The sequence below is a fragment of the Micromonospora parastrephiae genome (genome assembly GCF_016802865.1).
GTDB classification, from domain to species: Bacteria; Actinomycetota; Actinomycetes; order Mycobacteriales; family Micromonosporaceae; genus Micromonospora; species Micromonospora parastrephiae.
Map to the genome: position 1 here is coordinate 25,770 of NZ_JAEVHM010000007.1, position 19,422 is coordinate 45,191.

At 71.1% G+C, this 19,422-nt stretch carries 17 protein-coding genes, 2 tRNA genes and 1 pseudogene; 16 read left to right on the plus strand and 4 right to left on the minus strand.

Features of this window, described 5'->3' with window-relative positions; translation table 11 throughout:
• Nucleotides 1-63 precede the first annotated feature (63 nt).
• From gyrA to JNW91_RS03300, 5 genes are all read left to right on the plus strand, one after another.
• On the plus strand, nt 64-3,846 hold the full coding sequence (gene gyrA / locus JNW91_RS03285) for an intein-containing DNA gyrase subunit A (protein WP_203173463.1): 3,783 nt from the start codon (nt 64-66) through the stop codon (nt 3,844-3,846).
• 4 nt (nt 3,847-3,850) lie between these two features.
• On the plus strand, nt 3,851-4,747 hold the full coding sequence (locus JNW91_RS03290; RefSeq protein WP_203173464.1) for a DUF3566 domain-containing protein: 897 nt from the start codon (nt 3,851-3,853) through the stop codon (nt 4,745-4,747).
• A gap of 151 nt (nt 4,748-4,898) precedes the next feature.
• Nucleotides 4,899-4,972, plus strand: a tRNA-Ile gene (locus JNW91_RS03295).
• A 42-nt stretch (nt 4,973-5,014) separates the two neighbouring features.
• Nucleotides 5,015-5,143 carry a DLW-39 family protein gene (locus JNW91_RS31755; RefSeq protein WP_225854086.1) on the plus strand — a complete coding sequence of 43 codons (129 nt, stop codon included), beginning with the start codon at nt 5,015-5,017 and terminating at the stop codon, nt 5,141-5,143.
• Between the two features lie 39 nt (nt 5,144-5,182).
• Nucleotides 5,183-5,258: transfer RNA gene (locus JNW91_RS03300), tRNA-Ala, on the plus strand.
• 256 nt (nt 5,259-5,514) lie between these two features.
• Here JNW91_RS03300 and JNW91_RS03305 read toward each other — a convergent pair.
• A complete protein-coding gene (locus JNW91_RS03305) occupies nt 5,515-6,018 on the minus strand; it encodes an NUDIX domain-containing protein (RefSeq protein ID WP_203173465.1) in 504 nt (167 codons plus the stop codon).
• A 109-nt stretch (nt 6,019-6,127) separates the two neighbouring features.
• Between JNW91_RS03305 and JNW91_RS03310 the strand changes: the two genes are divergently transcribed.
• From JNW91_RS03310 to JNW91_RS03325, 4 genes are all read left to right on the plus strand, one after another.
• Nucleotides 6,128-6,814, plus strand: coding sequence for an HAD family hydrolase (locus JNW91_RS03310; RefSeq protein ID WP_203173466.1), 687 nt, complete (start codon nt 6,128-6,130; stop codon nt 6,812-6,814).
• A 201-nt stretch (nt 6,815-7,015) separates the two neighbouring features.
• Nucleotides 7,016-8,041: a hypothetical protein gene (locus JNW91_RS03315; protein ID WP_203173467.1), complete on the plus strand. Its 1,026-nt coding sequence runs from the start codon at nt 7,016-7,018 to the stop codon at nt 8,039-8,041.
• A gap of 66 nt (nt 8,042-8,107) precedes the next feature.
• A complete protein-coding gene (locus JNW91_RS03320; RefSeq protein ID WP_203173468.1) occupies nt 8,108-8,389 on the plus strand; it encodes a hypothetical protein in 282 nt (93 codons plus the stop codon).
• 79 nt (nt 8,390-8,468) lie between these two features.
• Complete coding sequence (locus JNW91_RS03325; protein WP_203173469.1) at nt 8,469-8,888, plus strand: CBS domain-containing protein; 420 nt, start codon at nt 8,469-8,471, stop codon at nt 8,886-8,888.
• A 126-nt stretch (nt 8,889-9,014) separates the two neighbouring features.
• Here the strand turns inward: JNW91_RS03325 and JNW91_RS03330 are convergent, their stop codons facing one another.
• Both JNW91_RS03330 and JNW91_RS03335 read right to left on the minus strand, forming a co-directional pair.
• On the minus strand, nt 9,015-9,815 hold the full coding sequence (locus tag JNW91_RS03330; RefSeq protein ID WP_203173470.1) for an MBL fold metallo-hydrolase: 801 nt from the start codon (nt 9,813-9,815) through the stop codon (nt 9,015-9,017).
• Between the two features lie 62 nt (nt 9,816-9,877).
• A pseudogene (locus JNW91_RS03335) lies at nt 9,878-14,348 on the minus strand (HAD-IC family P-type ATPase).
• A gap of 217 nt (nt 14,349-14,565) precedes the next feature.
• Here JNW91_RS03335 and JNW91_RS03340 point away from each other — a divergent pair.
• The 7 genes from JNW91_RS03340 to JNW91_RS03365 all read left to right on the plus strand — a co-directional run bounded on the left by JNW91_RS03340 (nt 14,566) and on the right by JNW91_RS03365 (nt 18,732).
• On the plus strand, nt 14,566-14,826 hold the full coding sequence (locus JNW91_RS03340; RefSeq protein WP_203173471.1) for a hypothetical protein: 261 nt from the start codon (nt 14,566-14,568) through the stop codon (nt 14,824-14,826).
• A 58-nt stretch (nt 14,827-14,884) separates the two neighbouring features.
• On the plus strand, nt 14,885-15,553 hold the full coding sequence (locus JNW91_RS31760) for an MFS transporter (RefSeq protein WP_238424277.1): 669 nt from the start codon (nt 14,885-14,887) through the stop codon (nt 15,551-15,553).
• Nucleotides 15,550-16,269, plus strand: a complete 720-nt coding sequence (locus JNW91_RS31765; RefSeq protein WP_238424278.1) for an MFS transporter — start codon at nt 15,550-15,552, stop codon at nt 16,267-16,269. The genes JNW91_RS31760 and JNW91_RS31765 overlap by 4 nt, the downstream gene beginning before the upstream one ends.
• A gap of 54 nt (nt 16,270-16,323) precedes the next feature.
• Entirely contained in the window at nt 16,324-16,977 is a 654-nt protein-coding gene (locus tag JNW91_RS03350; protein WP_203173472.1) for a GAP family protein, read from the plus strand.
• A gap of 108 nt (nt 16,978-17,085) precedes the next feature.
• On the plus strand, nt 17,086-17,868 hold the full coding sequence (locus JNW91_RS03355) for an SDR family oxidoreductase (RefSeq protein WP_203173473.1): 783 nt from the start codon (nt 17,086-17,088) through the stop codon (nt 17,866-17,868).
• Nucleotides 17,869-17,905: 37 nt separating this feature from the next.
• A complete protein-coding gene (locus JNW91_RS03360) occupies nt 17,906-18,100 on the plus strand; it encodes a hypothetical protein (protein ID WP_203173474.1) in 195 nt (64 codons plus the stop codon).
• Between the two features lie 83 nt (nt 18,101-18,183).
• The gene (locus JNW91_RS03365; RefSeq protein WP_203173500.1) at nt 18,184-18,732 is read left to right on the plus strand and encodes a YbaK/EbsC family protein; all 549 of its coding nucleotides are present in this window, start codon (nt 18,184-18,186) and stop codon (nt 18,730-18,732) included.
• Nucleotides 18,733-18,786: 54 nt separating this feature from the next.
• Here the strand turns inward: JNW91_RS03365 and JNW91_RS03370 are convergent, their stop codons facing one another.
• On the minus strand, nt 18,787-19,422 hold the full coding sequence (locus JNW91_RS03370) for a DsbA family oxidoreductase (protein WP_203173475.1): 636 nt from the start codon (nt 19,420-19,422) through the stop codon (nt 18,787-18,789).

Here is a 19,422-nt window from a genome sequence, read left to right on the forward strand (position 1 = left end):
GGCCGGTATCCACAGCCGTTATCCACAGCACGAAAACGACTCTGAGTCTGATAAGGGTATACAGTGACCGATTCCCCCGAGTCCACACCGAACGAGCCCGAGGTCCCCGCCGAGGCCATCGCCGCGGTGGTCGCGCACGACCGGATCGAACCGGTCGGGCTCGAGGTGGAGATGCAGCGCTCCTACCTCGACTACGCGATGAGCGTCATCGTCGGTCGCGCGCTGCCGGACGTCCGGGACGGCCTCAAGCCGGTCCACCGCAAGATCCTCTACGCGATGTTCGACTCCGGCTACCGGCCGGACCGCGGCTACGTGAAGTGCTCCCGGGTCGTCGGCGACGTGATGGGTCAGTTCCACCCGCACGGCGACTCGGCGATCTACGACGCTCTGGTCCGGATGGCGCAGCCCTGGTCGCTGCGCTACCCGCTGGTGGACGGCAACGGCAACTTCGGCTCGCCCGGTAACGATCCGGCCGCCGCCATGCGTTACTGTCTGACCGGCAATGTCCGGATTCGTGCCGCTGAGGGCAGCGTGCGGATCGCGGACGTGGTGGCCGACGCCGCGCCGTCCAGCGAGACCGACATCGACCTGAAGGTCCGCGACCGCAACGGCGACCTGGTCCGCGCCTCGAAGTTCTTCCATTCTGGCGAGCACCCCACGCTGCGGCTGCGCACCCGCGAGGGGTACGAGCTGACCGGCACCCACAACCACCCGGTGCTCTGCCTGGTGGACGTCGCCGGCGTGCCGACCCTGCTGTGGAAGCTGCTCGCCGAGATCTCCCCCGGCGACCGGGTGGTACTCCAGCGCAGCGTGCCGGACGAGATCGGCTACCCGATGCTGGAGCACGTCGAGGCCGCCGTCCTCGCAGGCGCCTTCGTCAGCGAGGGGTGGGTCTCCCCGGGTCGTGCCGGATTCAACAACATCGACCGCGAGTTCTTCGTCCGCGTCCTCGCCGCCTACGACCTGGCCGTGGGTGGTCCGCGCTACGTCAGTGAGCGAGTGATCGCCTCCGGAAGCAACCTGCACGAACTCGACGTCCAGGACCTCACCGCCCTGCGTACGAGCCTCCTCGGCGACCTGGTGGGGGCGCGCAGCGCCGCGAAGTTCGTTCCCGAGTTCGTCTGGCAGGGTCCGGCCGCGGTGAAGCGGGCGTTCCTCCAGGCGCTGTTCGAGGGCGACGGTTCGTCGTCGCTGCTGCCGCGCAACACCATGCAGATCTCGTACTCGACGCGTAGCGAGCGCCTGGCGGCCGAGGTACAGCAGTTGCTGCTGGAGTTCGGCGTGATCAGCCGGCAGACCCGGTACGACGACGGCGAGATCAAGGTGGTGGTGACCAACCGCCGCGACGCCCGGATCTTCGCCGCGCACGTCGGTTTCCTCGGCCGCAAGCAGGCCAAGCTGGAGGCCGAGCTGGCCCAGGTGCCGGCGAGCAGCACCGCGCTCTCCAGTGACCACGTGCCGCTGGTCGGCAACTTCATCCGTGAGCACGGCGCGCAGCGCTGGACGGAGCGCGACTGGCTGCGTCGGCACAACGTGGACCGCGTCGAGCGGTGGGAACGGGACCGCGACGAGATCGCGGCCCGGATCACCAACACCGAGGTGCTCGACGTGGTCGAGCCGTTGGTCGACGGGCGCTTCTACTACGCCGAGGTGGCGCAGATCACCGACGCTGGTGTGCAGCCGGTCTACAGCGTCCGGGTCGACACCGACGACCACTCGTTCGTCTCTGACGGTTTCGTCAGCCACAACACCGAGTGCAAGCTCGACCCGCTCGCCATGGAGATGCTGCGGGACATCGACGAGGACACCGTCGACCTGCAGGACAACTACGACGGCCGGGCCAAGGAGCCCACCATCCTGCCGTCCCGGATCCCCAACCTGCTGGTGAACGGCTCCGAGGGCATCGCGGTCGGCATGGCCACCAAGATTCCGCCGCACAACCTGCGCGAGATCGGCGCGGCGGTGCAGTGGTGCCTGGAGCACCCGGAGGAGGACGAGGAGACCACCCTCGAAGCCCTGCTCGGCATCGTCAAGGGACCGGACTTCCCGACCCACGGCCTGATCGTCGGCACGACCGCCATCCAGGACGCGTACCGCACCGGTCGCGGCTCGATCCGGATGCGGGCCGTGGTGGAGGTCGAGGAGGACAAGCGGGGCCGGCCCTGCCTGGTCGTCAGCGAGTTGCCGTACCAGGTCAACCCGGACAACCTGGCCGAGCGGATCGCCGAGCTGATCAAGGAGGGCAAGCTCGCCGGGATCGCCGACATCCGCGACGAGTCCTCCGGTCGTACCGGCATGCGGATCGTGCTCGTACTCAAGCGCGACGCGGTCGCCAAGGTGGTGCTGAACAACCTCTACAAGCACACCCAGCTCCAGGAGACCTTCGGCGCCAACATGCTGGCCCTCGTCGACGGGGTGCCACGCACGCTCAACCTGGCCCAGTTCATCCGCTACTACGTCGAGCACCAGATCGACGTGATCCGCCGGCGGACCGCGTTCCGGCTGCGCAAGGCCGAGGAACGGGCGCACATCCTGCGCGGTCTGGCCAAGGCGCTGGACGCGCTGGACGAGGTGATCGCCCTGATCCGGCGGTCGCCGACCGTGGACGACGCCCGGCAGGGCCTGATCCGGCTGCTGGAGATCGACGAGATCCAGGCGACCGCGATCCTGGACATGCAGCTGCGCCGCCTCGCCGCCCTGGAGCGGCAGCGGATCGTCGACGACCTGACCAAGCTCGAAATCGAGATCGCCGACCTCAAGGACATCCTCGCCAAGCCGGAGCGGCAGCGGAGGATCGTCTCGGAGGAGCTGGGCGAGATCGTCGCCAAGTGGGGCGACGAGCGGCGTACGCAGATCATCCCGTTCGACGGCGAGGTCTCGATGGAGGACCTCATCGCCCGCGAGGACGTGGTCGTCACGATCACCCGGACCGGGTACGCCAAGCGGACCAAGGTCGATCTCTACCGCTCGCAGCGTCGCGGCGGTAAGGGCGTCAGCGGCGCCACGCTGCGGCAGGACGACATCGTCAGCCACTTCTTCGTCTGCTCGACGCACGACTGGATCCTGTTCTTCACGAACAAGGGGCGCGTGTACCGGGCCAAGGCGTACGAGCTGCCGGAGGCCAGTAGGGTAGCCAAGGGCCAACACGTGGCCAATCTGCTCGCCTTCCTACCCGACGAGCAGATCGCGCAGATCATCGAAATCCCGAACTACCAGGTAGCCCCCTATCTGGTACTGGCCACGAAGAACGGCCTGGTGAAGAAGACGCGGCTCGAGGAGTTCGACTCCAACCGTTCCGGCGGCATCATCGCGATCAACCTGCGCGATGAGGACGAGCTGGTCGGTGCTGCTCTGGTGGCGCCGGAGAACGACCTGCTGCTGGTCTCCAAGAAGGCGCAGGCGATCCGGTTCAACGCCTCCGACGAGGCGCTGCGGCCGATGGGCCGTGCCACCTCGGGCGTGATCGGCATGCGCTTCACGGACGACGACGTCCTGCTCGCCATGGAGGTCGTTCGGGAGGGCCTGGACGTTCTGGTGGCGACGAACGGGGGATACGCGAAACGTACCCCGATCGAGGAATACCCGGTGCAGGGCCGGGGAGGTAAGGGCGTGTTGACTGCGAAGATCACCGAACGGCGCGGTGGTCTGGTTGGCGCGGTGGTGATCGACCCGGACGACGAACTCTTCGCGATCACCAGCAACGGTGGTGTCATCCGGACTCCGGTGAAGCCTGTACGCCGTACGCGTGACCGGAACACAATGGGGGTCAAGCTGATGGACCTCCCGGACGGCGTGACTATCGTGGCGATTGCTCGCAATGCCGACGAGCCTGACGAACAGGACTAGTTGAATGACGGAGACACAGGCGAAGTCGGGGAACACGGGGACCTCGGCCAACCCGGTCGACGAGGAGGCCGCCAAGGGCGGCACACCAGCGACCGGCCGCGCGGCCGTGGGCCGGGCAACGGTCCCCGCCGACGCGCCTGCCCCGAAATTCACCCGGGCTCCCGGTATGACACCCCCACCGGAGCCCGGCGAGGACAGCGGGCCGGGCGACAACACCGAGACGGCTGGTGCCGAGGCCCCGACGTCCGCGGTCACGCCCCCGGCAACGGCGGCGACGCCGGCCCGCCCGACGACCACACAACCGATCAGTGCCCGGCCCGGTCAGGCGACGTCCGCCGGGACCACCGGCACCCAGCCCCGGATCACGCCCGGCATGACCCAGCCGGACGCGGGGCGGGGCGGCGGTACCGGCCGGCCAGCCAGCGGCGGTGGGCTGCCGCCGGGCATCGGTAACCCGTCGGCCGTCGGGGCGGCCCGGGTCGGCGACGCGGTACGCGCTGCGCGTACCTCGGTCAGCTCGGCCGCGTCCCGCGGGCCGCGCCGGGCCCGGCTGAACCTCAAGCGGATCGACCCCTGGTCCGTGATGAAGTTCGCGTTCGCCGTGTCGGTGGTGCTGTTCATCGTCGTGGTGGTCGCCACGTCGGTGCTCTACCTGGCGTTGGACGCGATGGGCGTGTTCCAGAGCGTCAACGACAGCCTGAGCGACCTGGTCAACGCCGGCGGTGGGCAGAGCACCAACGGCTTCCAGATCACCGCCAAGGGCGTCATCCTCAGCTCGGCGCTGATCGGCCTGGTCAACGTGGTGCTGTTCACCGCGCTGGCCACGCTGGGAGCGTTCGTCTACAACGTCTGCGCCGACCTGGTCGGCGGGATCGAGCTGACCCTCGCCGAGCGGGACTGAGTGATCGGGACGCCGGGGCACCGCGGAAAGCGGTCGCTCCGGCGTCCCGTACTCGGGTAGGTTTTTGCAGGCGGCGACGGCCCGGCTCGCAAGCACGGACCCCGATTTGGGGCCGGCTCGGCAGATGGGTTAATCTTGCTCGTCGCAACGCGGGGCTATAGCTCAGTCGGTTAGAGCGCAGAGCTGATAACTCTGAGGTCGATGGTTCGATTCCATCTAGCCCCACCGCATAACGTCCGACGGTAGTCGAGCGCAAGGGGTCGCCCCATGTTCAAGAAGCTGCTGATTCTTGCCGGCGTCGTCGGCGTGGCCGCCGTCGTCTACAACAAGGTCAAGGCCTCGAACGACGAGCGTGCCCTGTGGCACGAGGCGACCACCGCGCCCGACCTGCGCTGACGTCCGGCCCGGCGGCGAACGATCGGCGGCGCCGCCCACGGGGCCCTAGCTCAACTGGCAGAGCACTGCCTTTGCAAGGCAGGGGTTAGGGGTTCGAGTCCCCTGGGCTCCACCAGCACTTTCCTTGGTTGATCTCGCTGTCGAGTACAGCCAGGTGGTCACGCCGTTGCCTCCTTTTCCCGTACGCGATCGATGGCCGAAGCAGCCCGACGAGCACGCGCCGGCGGAACGTGGCCGTAGGTGTCGGCCGTCATCCCGATCGTGGAGTCGCCCGGCAGTTCCATGATGTTCATCGCCGGGTCCTGGGCCCAGCCACGACGAACGCCGCTGGCCGCTGCACCCAGCTCACTGAGCCGATGTGTCGAATCGCATCACCTGCTTGACGAATCCGTCCCAGCACATGCACGACAGCCGGCCTTGGTTCCTCGGTCGTCCTGGTTGGAGTCGGTGACATCTGAGTGCCTGCGGGCGCACTCAAATTCCGGCAGCGAACGAACCATCGCCGCCAAGACGCCATGCGCGAGGGGAAGGCTGCCCAGCTCGCTGATCCCGACCCAGGCGATGTCGTCATGCTCGTCAGGTGCACGGTTGGTCGGAGAGCCAACCCAGTCTCCAACTTGCCAGACGCCCACGTGAAGAGCGTCCTCACCACTGCCGGCATGCAAGACGCCCAACCGTGAAGCGGACTCCGCCACGATGTGAACACCGAGCTCCTCGTGCATCTCACGCGCGAGGGCCTGTAGTTCCGACTCACCCGCTTCGACCTGCCCCCCGGGCAGATCCCAAACATCTGGGTATGCCCGTTTGGTCGGCCTGCGGTGTACTAGCAGAACCGCGCCATTTTCAACGAGTGCGCCTGTGACAACGACATGCATGGCGGGATTAGAGCACGGGGATAGGACAAGCTCGCCCCAGCCGAAGGGGACGCCTACGCGTCCGGATCTGCCGCCATGACAGCGGTGATGATCTCAGTAGGATGCTGAGATGTCTCGGCCAGTGATCTTCGATCTCTTCCATACCTTGATTCACGGGGCCGACGAGGAGCGTGACCGGGTAGTCGGCGAGATGGCGGTCATGGTCGGGTTAACTCCGGCCGAGCTGGTCGCCGCGTACCACGCCACCTGGCGGGACCGACTGGTCCAGTGGGACGTGGAGGAGACCATCCGCATCCTCGCTGGACGCCTCGGCGGCACACCAACCAACGAACAGGTGACACGGGCCGGTGAGCATCGGCGAGCCCTCGGACGCCGGGTGCTGGACAGCGTCTCCACCGCCACCTTGGACGTGCTCGACGCGCTACGCGGCGACGGGCATCCGCTGGCCCTCATCAGCAACGCCACCTCGGACACTGCCGAGGCATGGCCGCAGAGTCCGCTCGCCCACCGGTTCGATGTCGCGGTCTTCTCCTGCGATGTCGGGCTGGCCAAACCCGACCCGGCGATCTATCACCTTGCTGCCGAGCGCCTGGGTGTCAGGCCGGCGGAGTGCGTCTTTGTTGGCGACGGCGCAGACGGTGAGCTGGCCGGGGCGGCAGCGGTCGGTATGACCGTCTTCCGGACCACGGAGCACAACGACACCGACCCGGGCTGGGGCGGGCCGACTTTCCCTGCCCTGGGCGACCTGCCCGGCATGCTCCGAGAGCCGTTCAAGGTCATGGAGCCGGCCGAGTAGAGCGGTCAGTACAGCCATTCGTACAGCCGAGCCCGTCGACGGACACCGTCCGGGGTCGACGGCAGGCGACACGCTTGAGCCCGCTCGTCCAGACCCCTCACAGGTCAGCCGCACGATGCCGACGAAGCTCATCTCCGTGCGGGAGGCCAGCTCCCTCGCCACGGGGATCCCCCGGCGGGACGGCGGGCGGATCGTCGGGTGATGACGACGACGCGGATACTCGCCTGGCGCCGAGCGGCCCTCATCTTCTCGGTGGGCTACGGCCTGCTGCGGCTCTACTGGGCGGCCGGTGGTCGCTGGGGCTGGACGGCGTGCGACCGTACCGACTCACCCACCGCGGCCGAGGCCGCCGACGGGTGCGGCGCGGCCCAGGTGCCTCACCTTCCGTTTCTCCAGGGGTGGGGCGCCGTGCTGCTCAGTGGGCTCCTCATCGCCACGGCGGTGTTCGCCGTACGACGGAGCGGTCGCCCGGCGTCGGTCGCCGCTGCTGCGGCAGCCGTCCCGCTGGTGGTCCTGGCGTTCCCCGCGCATCTGCTGTTCCAGGTGCCTGCGGGGCTGGCCGGCCGCCCGCTCGACTGGCGCGACGTCGCGGCACGCCTCCTGCTGCTGACCGGCGGACTGATATTCGGGGCGGCCGCGACGGTGCCCGCCCGGTGCTCGCACCCCTCTTTTGAAGGTCCGCGAGCGGTGCCGATCTGGGCTCGCCGGTGGGCGTACGCGGGATTCCTCGTGCCGGTCCTCGGCTTCTCGGTGCCACACGCGCTGTGGCTGATGGGCGTGCCGTTCGGCATTTCGGCGGAGATGATCCGCGCGGTCAGGGACGACCTGAGCTGGACCATCGGACTGTCGATAACCCTGGCGCCACTGGCCGGTGGCGTGCTCACCCTTGGGCTGGCGCAGCGCTGGGGCCAGGTCTTTCCGCGCTGGCTGCCGATCCTGAGCGCCCGCCGTGTGCCCCGGGCGCTGGCGCTCGTCCCCGCCACCGTGATCGCGTTGGCGCTGGTCGCGTACGGCCTGATCGGGATCTGGGTGATCGGGTCGGGACTCGCCGAGGGAACCACCAGTTGGTCGAAGCTGGCGGACGGTTGGGTGGCGGCCGGCACCGTGCTGGTCTTCCTCGCCTGGGGCTGCTGCCTGGCGGTCGCCACGTACGGGTACCACCGGGCCACCGTGTCGACCTGCGTGGCGTGCGATCCGTCGCCGATGCACCCGGTCCGCGCCAACTGATGTCTAGCGTGCCGAGCGCGGTCCGGACATGATCTCCGGATGGATGAGATTCGGACGCCGGTCACCATGCAGCTGTACTGCCGGGTGGAGGTGCTCGTCACCGATCCCGCGGCGGTCATCGATCTCGCGGTTGGCGACCTCCGGGCGGCCGACATCGACTGGTCCACGGAGGAGGACGACCTCGAAACGGCGGTCGAGGAGCTGCGGGGGGATCTCGCGACCTCTCTGGCGGGTGTGGTGGACATCAGCCAACTCGGCGAAGACATCCCGGGGGTGGAGTTTCGCGGCGGTCTCTGCTGGGCGGAGCAGGGACCGGCCCGGGACCCGTTTCGCCCGGCAGAGGGGTGAGGGCGGGACTTGCGGCATGGTCGGCATCGACCGGGGTAGAGGGAAGGCACCACACCCCCCGGAAATGAGGTTCAGACCAATGCCGACCGCACGCGAGATCATGACGAACGACGTGACCTGTGTCCGCGAGCAGGACGACCTGATGTCCGCCGCCAGACGGATGGCCGAGCTGGGGGTCGGTTCGCTCCCGATCTGCGGTGACGACAACCGGCTGAAGGGCATGCTGACCGACCGCGACATCGTGGTGAAGGTGCTGGCGGAGGGTCGTGACCCGGCCAAGGTGACCGCGGGTGAGTTGGCTCAGGGCGAGGTGGTGACCATCGGCGCGGACGACGACGCGGCCGAGATCCTGCGCACCATGGGCCAGCACAAGGTCCGCCGGCTGCCCGTGATCGACGGTCACGAGTTGGTGGGCATCGTGGCTGTGGCCGACGTGGCACGCGCCCTGCCCGAGCGTCCGGTTGGTGACCTCATCGAGGCCATCTCCGAGCGCAGCTAACCGTCGCACCTGTCATTGATCGCCGCCACCGGTTCGCCGGCGGGCGGCGATCGCGATGTCCGGTGACCCGCGCCGGCCGCCCGACAGGTCGTGGTGCGGTGGGTCGACGAAACCCGCGGGCGACGGTCAGGCGGGCGGGGTGAGGGGGAGGGTCTCGCCGCGGGCGATCGTGCGTACCTGCTTCACCCAGCCGCGCTGACGGGCCTCGTCGACGAAGTGTGCCAGCGGGGATCGGAACACCGGGTAGTCGTCGTAGTGGATCGGCACGGTCAGCTTCGGCCGCACCAGCTCCACCAGGTCGGCGCCGTGCTGGGCATCCATGGTGAGCAGGATTCCGGCGACCTTCGTGCCGCCGAGGTGGATCAGCATCGCGTCGATGTCCGGGTACCGCTCGGGAATGGCGGTGAGCAGCGGCTCGTTCAGCGTGTCCCCGGTGACGTACAGCCGGAACTCGCGCTGACCGGCGCGCTCCACGTCGATCATCGTGCCCATCACGTCGGGCAACAGCCGGTCCACGGCCCCCGGGCCGTGCTTGCCGGGCATCGAGGTCAGCCGCACCGTCGTACCGTCGCGGTGCAGCTCGCGGGACGACCAGGTCGGCAGGCCCTCTGCGGCCCGGAAGCCCCAGCGGCGCAGCTTGCGCTCCGCCGCGGGGGTGGTGACGATGGGCAGCGCGCGGTCCAGTTCCCGGCGGGCGACCCGATCGAAGTGGTCACCGTGCAGATGGGAGAGGACCACCGCGTCCAGCTCGGGGAGTTGGGCGATCCGCAGCGCGGGGTCCGTGCGGCGGCGCGACCACAAACCCTTACCCAGGTACGCCCGTTGGCCCCGATGCAGGAAGTTCGGGTCGGTCAGCAGGGTGAACCCGCCCAGTCTCAGCACCGTCGTCGCGGTGCCGACGAACGTCACCTGTGGTTGCTCCGCCATCGCGCTCACCTCCTCCCCGCTGCGGTACCCCCGCTGCTGCCGGCCAAGCGGAGTGACGCGGGTCAGTTCTCGGAACCGTGCGGTCCGTCGTCGTTCGCCGCTGCCTTCCCGGGCTGCCCGGCGGTGGGTCGTGCCTGCGGCAGGTGTTCCATCAGCTTGGTGAGCGCGCCGTTGGCGAAGGTGGCGCCGAGCGCCGACCCCGCACCGATGGTCCAACCGACCGGCCCGAGTGGTGTGCAGCCGAAGAACTGGCTCAACCCGGGGGTCTGCACCACCGCGACCAGTGTGCCGAGCGACGTCGCCGTGGACACCAGGACGGCCGGGCTGGTGCCGCCGGCCAGGATGGTTTGGCCGAGCTGGGTGCCGACCAGGGAGACCAGCGCGATGGTTCCGGCGCGCCGCCGGCGGCCGGTGTACCGGGCCAGCGTCCAGCCTGCGGTAGCGCCCAGCGTGGTCGCCGCCGCCCGCAACCCGATCTCCCGACTGAGGGTTTCGCCCAGGGACACGTCCGGGCCCTCCAGCAGCAGGCGGTCGGTGCGGTCCGACGCGGGCGGCCGGACGGCGATGGCCAGCGCCGGCGCCAGGTCGGTGAGCAGGTTGACCAGCAGCAGCTGCCGCCCGGTGAGCGCGGAGCGGCCGGTCGCCGCGGCGGTGAGCACACTGAACGCGATCTCGCCGAGGTTGCCGCCGACCAGGATGCTGAGCGCGTGCCGCACGGACGACCACATCGCCCGCCCCTCGACCAGGGTGGCATGATGGTTTCCAACCGGTCGTCGGTGACCACCAGGTCGGCGGCGGCGCGCGCCGCCGGGGTGCCCCGCTGGCCGAGGGCGATGCCGACGTCGGCCAGCCGGATGGCCGGGGCGTCGTTGGCGCCGTCGCCGGTCATCGCCACGGTCCGCCCGCACTTCTGCAGAGCCTGGATGATCCGCACCTTGTGCGCCGGGGTGCAGCGGGCCACCACGTCGGTGCCGGCCAGCCGCTCGGCGAGCGCCTCGTCGTCCAGTTGGTCGAGCTCGCCGGCGGTGACCACCCGCTGCTCGTCGTGCTCGCTGATGGTGGAGGCGATCGCCTCGGCGGTGGCTGGATGATCTCCGGTGATCATGATGGTGTGCACGCCGGCCTGCCGGATCCGCCGTACCGCCGGCGCGGCACTTTCCCGGACCCCGTCCGCGAGGGCCAGGAAACCCACGAAGGTCAGATTCTGGACGTCCCCGTCGGTCACCTTCGGGTCGTCGACCTGGCATTCGGCGACGGCCAGGATCCGGTGTCCCGCCCCCGCCCGGTCGGCCAGCATCCGCTGCAACTCGGCGCGGCCAGCGTCGTCCAGAGGCTCCTGGCGGCCGTCGGTGCGTCGCGTCGCGCAGCGCGGCAGCACCGTCTCCGGGGCACCCTTGACGCTCAACAGCAAATGACCCTCCGTCTCCCCGACGCTCGCGTGGTAGCCACGGGACGGCTCGAACGGCAGCCCGCCGGCAGCCCGCCAGCCCGCGGCACCGGTCCGCTCCACCACCCCGGCCGTCGCGGCGCCCCGGCGAACGGCACGGTCGGTCTGCAACGCCAACTGCTCCGGATCGGCTGCGGCGGGAGTGGCACGCAGCGCGGCGGCCAGGGTCATCCGCAGCCGGTCGTCCAGACGGTCCAGCGGGTCGTACCGGTCGCCGACGCCGTCACCGACCCCGGCGAGCAGCAGCTTGCCCTCGGTGAGGGTGCCGGTCTTGTCGAAGCAGAGCACATCCACCCGGCCCAGCGCCTCGATGGTGCGCGGGTTGCGGACCAACGCGCCGTGCTCGGCCAGCCGCCGTGCTGCCGCCAACTGCGCCGCGCTGACCAGGAACGGCAGCCCCTCCGGCACCGACGCCACGGCGAGGTTCGACGCGGTCGCGGCCGTCTCGGCCAGCGGTACGCCCCGGAGTAGACCCGCGCCGGCCACCGCCACCGCCGAGCCGGCAGCCAGCGGGATGGCGGCGCTGGTCAACGACCCCAGCCGGGCCTCCACGCCGCTGGTCGGTGGCGCCTGGCGGACCAACGCGAGGCTGCGCCCGGACTCCGTGTCGGCGCCGGTCGCCACCACCACGGCCGTTCCGTGCCCGGCGGCGACCGTGGTGCCCTCGTACAGCATCGAGTGCCGGTCGGCGATGGCGGCCGCGACCACCGCCCGGTCGTTTTTCGCGACCGGCAGTGACTCTCCGGTCAGCGACGACTCGTCCGCCTCCAACCCCACCGACTCGATCACCCGACAGTCGGCGGGCACCGAGTCACCCGACTCCAGGACGATGACGTCCCCCGGGACCAGGTCCTCGGCGGCGACCACCCGTTCGGCCCCGTCGCGGCGGACCCGGGCGGTCACCGCCGAACGGGACAGCAACTCCGCCAACGACCGTTCCGTGTTGCGTTCGTGCACCGCCCCGATCAACGCGGATCCGCCGACCACGCTGCCCACCAGAGCGGCGTCGACCAGCGAGCCGAACGACGCGGAAAGCACCGCCCCGGCGGCCAGCACCGGGGTCAACGGGTTGGACAACTCGTCCAGGAAGGCGCGCAGCAGACCACCGCCTGCCGGAGTGTCACCGCCGTTCGCACCACGTCTGTCGTGTCGACGCTGCGCCTCCGCGCTGTCCAACCCGTCCGGCCCGGTGCCCAGATGGCCGAGCACGGTACGGACGGGCATCAGGTGCCAGGCGGTCGCCACCGGCGCCGGAGTGCCCGACCGGTCGTGCAGCCGGCTGGCCCGCCAGACCCCGTTGGCGAAGGCCAGCCCGGCCGCGCTGTTGACCGCGGCGAGCGCCCGGTGCGGCAGTTGGGTCGGTGGGGCGGTGAACACCCCCAACGCTCCGAGACCCGTGCCGGCCATGGACAGCCGGATGTTCTGCCGAGCCGTGCGCCGGGCCACCCCGGCCGCCTCGATCACCAGGGCCACCACCCGCAGGTCCGCACCGACCAGCAGGTGCGCGCCCCACGGTGGCAGCTCGTCCGGGTCGGCCAGTCCGAGGCCGCAGTCGGACGCGCCGAGCGCCTTCCGGTCCGCGGACACGAGCATCACCACCGCGCCGTCGCGTTGCAGCGCGCGTACCGACTCGGTCAGCTGTCCGCCGCCGGGCAGCATCGCGTCGGCGAAGCCGTACCGCTGCTCGTCGCCGCCGGCCACGACCACTCGCAGACCGGCCTGGCGGGCGGCGACGGGAGGCCGTCGACGCCCGGCGCGGGCTCCGGCTCGACCCGCAGCAGCGCGGCGAGCCGGTCGCCGTGGGCCAGGCCGAGCAGCTGACCGCCGGCCGTGCGTAGCCGTTCGTCGTCGGGGATTTCGCCGGTCGGCAGTTGGTCCGGGGGCCCGAGCCGCCAGCCGTCCGCCGACTTCGACCCGGCCGGATCGGCCGGGTCGAACAGCGCGAAGGCCCGCTCCGCCACCTGGTCGACGTCCATTCCGGTCGCAGGGGCGAGGTCGGCCAGGACGCCCCGGTCCGAGCCGAGCACCGCGGCGTCCAACACCAGGGTGTCGATCCGGTCCAACTCGCGCAGCACGCTGCGGTCCATGGCGATCACCCCGCGTCGGGCGAGCATCCGGCCGAGCTGGGCGGCGTACCCCTCGCGTCCGCTGCCGGGTGCCTTGGGCAGCGCGGACAGGCCCAGGGCGGTGGCCCTCTTGGGGCCGGCGAACGGCACCGCCGCCGCGCCGGCGGCCACGCCCGCAGCGAGCATGCGGTTGACGTACCGCTCGACCGGACCGTCCGGCTTCGGTCGGGGCCGGTTGATCGCCGGCCAACGGGCGGTGGCGCGTTCCGGGTCGCCGGTCAGCCGTGGCTCGGCCTGCTCCCACGCGGAAAGTTGAGCCCGCGCCTCGCTCCACTGCACCATCCGCTGCGCGCCGTCCAGAACGATCCCGGTCCAGCGGCCGGTCAGGCCCTGCACCACCGCCTCGGCCAGCGGAAAGATGATGTCGGCGCGGGGATCGGAGCGCAGCCGTTTGCCGATGAACGCGTGCAGCTTCGGTTGGAGGTCGACCGCCGAGAGCAGGCCGGCGACCTCGCCGGGTACCGGTGCGAACGGCAGGACCCGGATGGCGGCGGAGAGGGTCAGGCCCAGCGCGTCGGAGGCCAGCGCGCCGAGGGTGCGCGGGGTCCGTGGCCCCTCCTCCGGTGGATGCGGTGGCGGGATCTCCGGGTCCGGCTCGTGGTCACAGGTGTTTTCGATCCGGCTGATCGTGGCGATCAGGTCGCGCAGTTTCGGCTCGGGCGCCTGCACGGCGACGACCACCCGGCCGGACGGCGCGTTCACCCGCGCCCAGGCCACGCCGGGCAGCCTCTCCAGCGCGCCCTCCACCTGCCGGGCCAGCCGGTCGCCGCCGTCCTGGCAGACGCCGTGCACCTCGATGTGGTGCCGGCCGGGTCGCGACCAGACCCGACGGCGGGCCAGCCCGGCCTGTCGGGCCAGCCGGGTCGCCGCCGACCCGACGGTCCGCGACGCCTCACCGACCAGGTGCGGCACACCGATGGACGGCAGGATGCGTCCGGCAGCGCGACCCGCCGCCGTCATCGAGGCGTACGGCTGGACGGACGCCGGCCCGGCTCCCTGTTGATGCTGGTGCTGACCTCGGCCATCTCGCCCTCCCACCGCCTCACGTCCGGCGGCCTGGCTTCCCGACCTGCCATCCGTTATGCCCTCCGCGCAGCGGAAGTTTCCGGCGTCGTCGGCGCATGGACGAGGCGGGCGGTGGAATCCGGCAGCCATCACCGGACATGGGGAGGCCGGAATGAGCACGCTCACCCGACATCTGAACGGGCCGCGGGAGAACGTCAGGATGTACAGCCGGCGGATGGACCTGCCGATGCTGGGTGAGGTGGCCATGCCCCCACCGGACAAGGTCGCCTACTACGCGGGGCTCGGCGTGCTCGCCGCACTCCAGGTCATCGAGTGGCCGATCGCCCTGGTGATCACCGCCGGGCATCTTCTGGCCGACCAGCATCTGTCGGGACTGGTGAAGGGCGTCGGGGAGGCGCTCCAGGAGGCCTGACGAGAGCTGGGTCACCGGAGATTGACTTGAATCCGGGTTGAGGTCGCAGGCTCGGTCCATGCCGACCACAGCCGCCACCGCCGTACCGGCCGTGCCGGGTCTGTTCGCACCACGGCTGAGGGCGATGACGGTGGGCAGCGTCGCGTTGATCTCGCTGCTCGCGTTCGAGGCGCTGGCGGTCGGCACGGCGATGCCGACGGTGGCCCGCAGTCTGGACGGGCTGGCGTTGTACGGGATCGCCTTCGGTGGCCCGTTCGCCACGAATGTGCTGGCCATGGTGGTGTCCGGTATCTGGTGTGACGCCCGGGGGCCGCGCGGGCCGATGTGGCACGGGGTCGCCTGGTTCGTGGCGGGGCTCGTGATCGCCGGGACCGCTCCGGTGATGGGTGCGCTGGTCGTCGGCCGGGTGGTGCAGGGCTTCGGCTCCGGGCTCCTCGCGGTGGCGCTCTACGTGATCGTCGGGCACGCGTACCCGCAGGACCTGCACCGGCGGATCTTCGCCGCGTTCGCGGCGGCGTGGGTCGTACCGTCGCTGGTCGGGCCGGCGGTGGCCGGCCTGATCGTGGAGCACCTGGGCTGGCGGTGGGTCTTCCTGGCGGTGCCGGCGGTGGCCGTGCCGGCCGTTCTGCTGATCCACCCCGGCCTGCGGTCGCTCGGCCAGTCGGCGCGACCCGGTTGCCGGCTGGTGCGGCGGCCCGGATCGGTTGGGCGTGCGGGGCGGCGGTGAGCGCCGCACTGCTGCACATCGGGGGACAGCAGCGCGGCGCGACCGCTGTGGCGCTGATCGCGCTGGCCGTGACCGGTCTGCTGGTGTGCGCCCCACGCCTGCTGCCGGCGGGGTTCCTCCGGGCGGCCCGCGGCCTGCCCACCGTGATCGGGCTGCGCGGCCTGGCCTCGGCGGCGTTCGTCGGCGCCGAGGTGGTCATCCCGTTGATGCTCTCCCGGGAACGGGGCCTGTCGCCGACCGCTGCCGGGCTGGTTCTCACCGTCGGCGCGCTGGCCTGGTCCGCGGGCTCGTGGATTCAGGGCAGGATTCCGGTGCCGGCGTCCCGGGCCAGCCTGCCCCGCGTCGGGCTGAGCTGCATCACCGTCGGCACCGCCACGGTGGCGTTGTCGGTCCGACCCGAGCTGCCGGTGGCCGTCGCCGTGCTGGGCTGGGCGGTCGCCGGTCTCGGCATGGGGCTGCTCTACCCGTCCCTGTCCGTGCTCACCCTGGAGCTGTCCGCGCCGGGTGAGCAGGGCCGCAACAGTTCGTCCCTGCAACTGGGCGACTCGCTCTTCGCGGCGACCGTGCTCGCGTTGACCGGGGCGGTCCTGGCCGCCGGGAGCACGCCCGGCCCGGCCAGCTACGCCGTCACCCTGGCGGTGGCAGCTGGTCTGGCGTTGCTCGGCGCGTTGTTGGCCGGGCGGGTGGTGGGCGGGAACCCATCCCCGGCCGGGTGATCCCCCGGATTCGGTGACGTCCGGACCGCGGTCGGGCCGGAGGATGGCGGGGCGATGAGCTTCCTGACCGTCCTGCCGCTGGCCGTGGTGATGGTCGCCGGGACCCAACTGGTCGTGGCGGTTTTCCTCGCCTCGTCGGATCGGCCGCCGGCGGCGTCCGTGGGCTTCCTCGCCGGAGCCGGACTGGTGGTCACGGCAGGGGTGACGGTGAGTTGGCTGCTGGCCCGGCTGGCGGGTGGTCTGGCCGCCGACGCCGGTTCCATCGCCGGGAAGGTCGACCGCGGTCCCGCCATCGACCTGGTGGTGCTCGCCCTGCTGGTCAGCCTGGCGCTCGTGGTCTGGGTACGGCGGAACCGGTCCGGCCCGCCGAAATGGCTGGGAAGCATCGGGCACGCCGATCCCCGCTGGGCGCTGCGGACGGGAGCGCTGCTCTTCGTGGTGACGCCCACCGACGACCTGACCATGGCGGCGGTGGGTGCGAGCGTGGCCAGACACGATCTGCCGTGGTGGCATCTGATGCCGTTCGTGCTGCTCACGGTGCTCCTGCTCGCCCTGCCGCTGCTGGCGTTGCTGCTGCTCGGAGCGGAGGCGGCGCACGTGCTGGCCCGGATGCGGGGGTGGGCGGAGAGGCACGCCTGGATCGTCAGCGAACTCGTGATCGCGTTCTTCGCCCTGCTGACCGTGCTGGACCTGATCCGTTCCGGGTGAGCCGCCGCACGACCGGTCACGGAGCACAGCGCCGTTGCGTCAACGGCGGGTGGGCCGACGACAACCGTCGGACGAGCGGCACGCATCGCGGCAGGACAGGAGGACGGAATGAGGATTCTGGTCACCGGGGCGGGCGGCCACCTGGGTCGCGCGGTGCTGGCCCGGCTGCGCGACGACGGGGTCACCGTCCGGGCCACCAGCCGGCAGCCGCGTACCGGCTCCGGGGTCGAGTGGGTGGTGACGGACCTGGCGACCGGCGACGGCCTGGACGAGGCGGTGTCCGGGGTGGATGCCGTGCTGCACCTGGCGTCGTCGCCGCAGGGCGGGCAGACCTACCAGGTGGACGTGCTGGGCACCCGCCGGCTCGTGGTGGCCGCCGGCTCGGCCAATGTGGGCCACATCGTCTACATCTCGATCGTCGGAGTGGACCGGGTGCCGATTCCGTACTTCCGGCACAAGCTGGCCGCCGAGCAGGTGGTCGCGGCCGGTCCGGTGCCATGGTCGGTGCTGCGGGCCACCCAGTTCCCGCAGTTCCTCGACGACCTGCTGGCGTCCAGCGCGCGGTTGGGGCCGGTGGTCGGTGACCGGGCGGTGCTCGCCCAGCCGGTCGACCCGGGCGAGGTGGCGGCCCGGCTCGCGGCCCGGCTGGTCGCCGGCCCGCTGGGTGGCATCGAGGAGTACGGCGGGCCGCAGGTGCTCCGCTTCGACGAGGCGGTCCGGGCCTGGCGGAAGGCCCGGGGTTCACGCCGACCGTTGTTGCCGGTGCGGACTCCCGGCCGGCTCGGGCGGGAGCTGCGCGCCGGTGGACTGGTCACCGAGGCCCTGCCGCGGGGCGTCCGGACCTGGGCCGACCACCTTGCCGACACGTACGGGGGAACTCCCCGGAGATGAGAGGTGCAACCGTTCACGTTCGTCTTACGGTGACCGCATGTTCGCAGTCGTCACCACGGTGATCCTCTACGTCTTCGGCTTCGTCTTCCTCTACGGCGTGATCCGGTTGGGTGTCCGGCACGCGCTGGAGGACCTGGAGCTCCAGCGGGCCAGAGCCCGGCGCGAAGAGGAACTGGCGGCTTCCCGCGACCGTTCCTTCATGCGCGACAACGCGTTCCTCGCGGGCAGTTGAGCAGCGGTTCGGAGGTGGCGGCGCGGGGCGGCGCGGGTGCCGCCGAGCGGTCCAGCGTGGCGGGTGCGAGGATCGCACCCGTGATGGGAACGCTGAAGACCGAACCCGCCCGAGCCCGCCTCGACCTGCTCGCCCCTCCCGTGGCGGAGGCCATCGCGCAGTGGCCCGCCGAAGCGCCGGTGGACGTCGACGACGTGCTGGTCGCCCCGATCGACGCCGAACTCGCGGACACCGCCGCGTTCTGCGCCGCGTACGAGGTGGGGCTGGACGTGTCGGCCAACTGTGTCGTGGTGGCCGGCAAGCGCGAGGGTGTCGTCCGCTACGCGGCGTGCATCGTCCTGGCGACCACCCGGGTCGACGTGAACGGGGTGGCTCGTCGTGCGCTGGACGTGCGCAAGGCCAGCTTCGCGCCGATGGACGACGCGGTCGAGTTGACCGGTATGGAGTACGGGGGCATCACCCCGATCGGGCTGCCGGCGCAGTGGCCGATCCTGGTGGACGCGCGGGTTATCGCCACGCCCCACGTGATCATCGGATCCGGTGTACGCCACAGCAAGATCGCGCTCCCGGGGCCGGCGCTGGGCGCGCTCCCCGGCGCCCAGGTGGTGGAGGGCCTGGCCAGACCGGCCTGACCAGGCATCCTCATCGATACCGTTGCACGTGAAACATCACAACGGTCGATGTGGTCAGCGAGTTGCGGCCTCGCGCTGCTCGACCTCGGCGAGTGCGGCGAGCAGGGTCTGCGTCTCCTGGGCGCCGGACACCGCGTACTTCCCGGCCAGCACGAAGGTGGGCACGCTGGTGATGCCGAGGCCCCGGGCGGCGGCCAGGTCGGCGGTGATGTCGGCGGTCCGTTCGTCGGAGTCGAGGAACCGGCGTACGTCGGTGGCGTCCAGGCCGACCTCACCGGCCAGGGTGGCCAGGGACTCCCGGGAGCCGATGTCGACGCCCCGGGCGAAGTGCGCCTGGTAGAGCGCCTCCACCATCTCGGCGGCCCGACCGTGGTCCGTGGCGTACGAGACCAGCCGGTGTGCGTCGAAGGTGTTGGCGATCACCGCCCGGTCGAAGTCCAGGCGCAGCCCGTCGCCAGCCGCGACCGCGGTCACGTGGTCGAGCATCTGCCGGGCGCGCTCCGGTCCGCCGAACTTGGCGCCCATCGCCTCCACCAGCGGGCGGGGCTCCGGCACCGGCGACGGGTCGAGCTGGAACGGCCGGTAGCGGACGGTCACCTCGCCGTCGTAGCTGGCGAGAGCCTGCTCCAGCCGGTGCTTGCCGAGGTAGCACCACGGGCAGACGAGGTCCGCGTAGATGTCGATCTCCAT

What these genes read in the sequence shown, in the direction of transcription:
- JNW91_RS03290 (WP_203173464.1), top strand. Translation starts at nt 3,851, where the DNA reads ATGACGGAGACACAGGCGAAGTCGGGGAACACGGGGACCTCGGCCAAC.
- JNW91_RS31755 (WP_225854086.1), top strand. Translation starts at nt 5,015, where the DNA reads ATGTTCAAGAAGCTGCTGATTCTTGCCGGCGTCGTCGGCGTGGCCGCC.
- JNW91_RS03305 (WP_203173465.1), bottom strand. Translation starts at nt 6,018, where the DNA reads ATGCATGTCGTTGTCACAGGCGCACTCGTTGAAAATGGCGCGGTTCTG.
- JNW91_RS03310 (WP_203173466.1), top strand. Translation starts at nt 6,128, where the DNA reads ATGTCTCGGCCAGTGATCTTCGATCTCTTCCATACCTTGATTCACGGG.
- JNW91_RS03315 (WP_203173467.1), top strand. Translation starts at nt 7,016, where the DNA reads ATGACGACGACGCGGATACTCGCCTGGCGCCGAGCGGCCCTCATCTTC.
- JNW91_RS03320 (WP_203173468.1), top strand. Translation starts at nt 8,108, where the DNA reads ATGCAGCTGTACTGCCGGGTGGAGGTGCTCGTCACCGATCCCGCGGCG.
- JNW91_RS03325 (WP_203173469.1), top strand. Translation starts at nt 8,469, where the DNA reads ATGCCGACCGCACGCGAGATCATGACGAACGACGTGACCTGTGTCCGC.
- JNW91_RS03330 (WP_203173470.1), bottom strand. Translation starts at nt 9,815, where the DNA reads ATGGCGGAGCAACCACAGGTGACGTTCGTCGGCACCGCGACGACGGTG.
- JNW91_RS03340 (WP_203173471.1), top strand. Translation starts at nt 14,566, where the DNA reads ATGAGCACGCTCACCCGACATCTGAACGGGCCGCGGGAGAACGTCAGG.
- JNW91_RS31760 (WP_238424277.1), top strand. Translation starts at nt 14,885, where the DNA reads ATGCCGACCACAGCCGCCACCGCCGTACCGGCCGTGCCGGGTCTGTTC.
- JNW91_RS03350 (WP_203173472.1), top strand. Translation starts at nt 16,324, where the DNA reads ATGAGCTTCCTGACCGTCCTGCCGCTGGCCGTGGTGATGGTCGCCGGG.
- JNW91_RS03355 (WP_203173473.1), top strand. Translation starts at nt 17,086, where the DNA reads ATGAGGATTCTGGTCACCGGGGCGGGCGGCCACCTGGGTCGCGCGGTG.
- JNW91_RS03360 (WP_203173474.1), top strand. Translation starts at nt 17,906, where the DNA reads ATGTTCGCAGTCGTCACCACGGTGATCCTCTACGTCTTCGGCTTCGTC.
- JNW91_RS03365 (WP_203173500.1), top strand. Translation starts at nt 18,184, where the DNA reads ATGGGAACGCTGAAGACCGAACCCGCCCGAGCCCGCCTCGACCTGCTC.
- JNW91_RS03370 (WP_203173475.1), bottom strand. Translation starts at nt 19,422, where the DNA reads ATGGAGATCGACATCTACGCGGACCTCGTCTGCCCGTGGTGCTACCTC.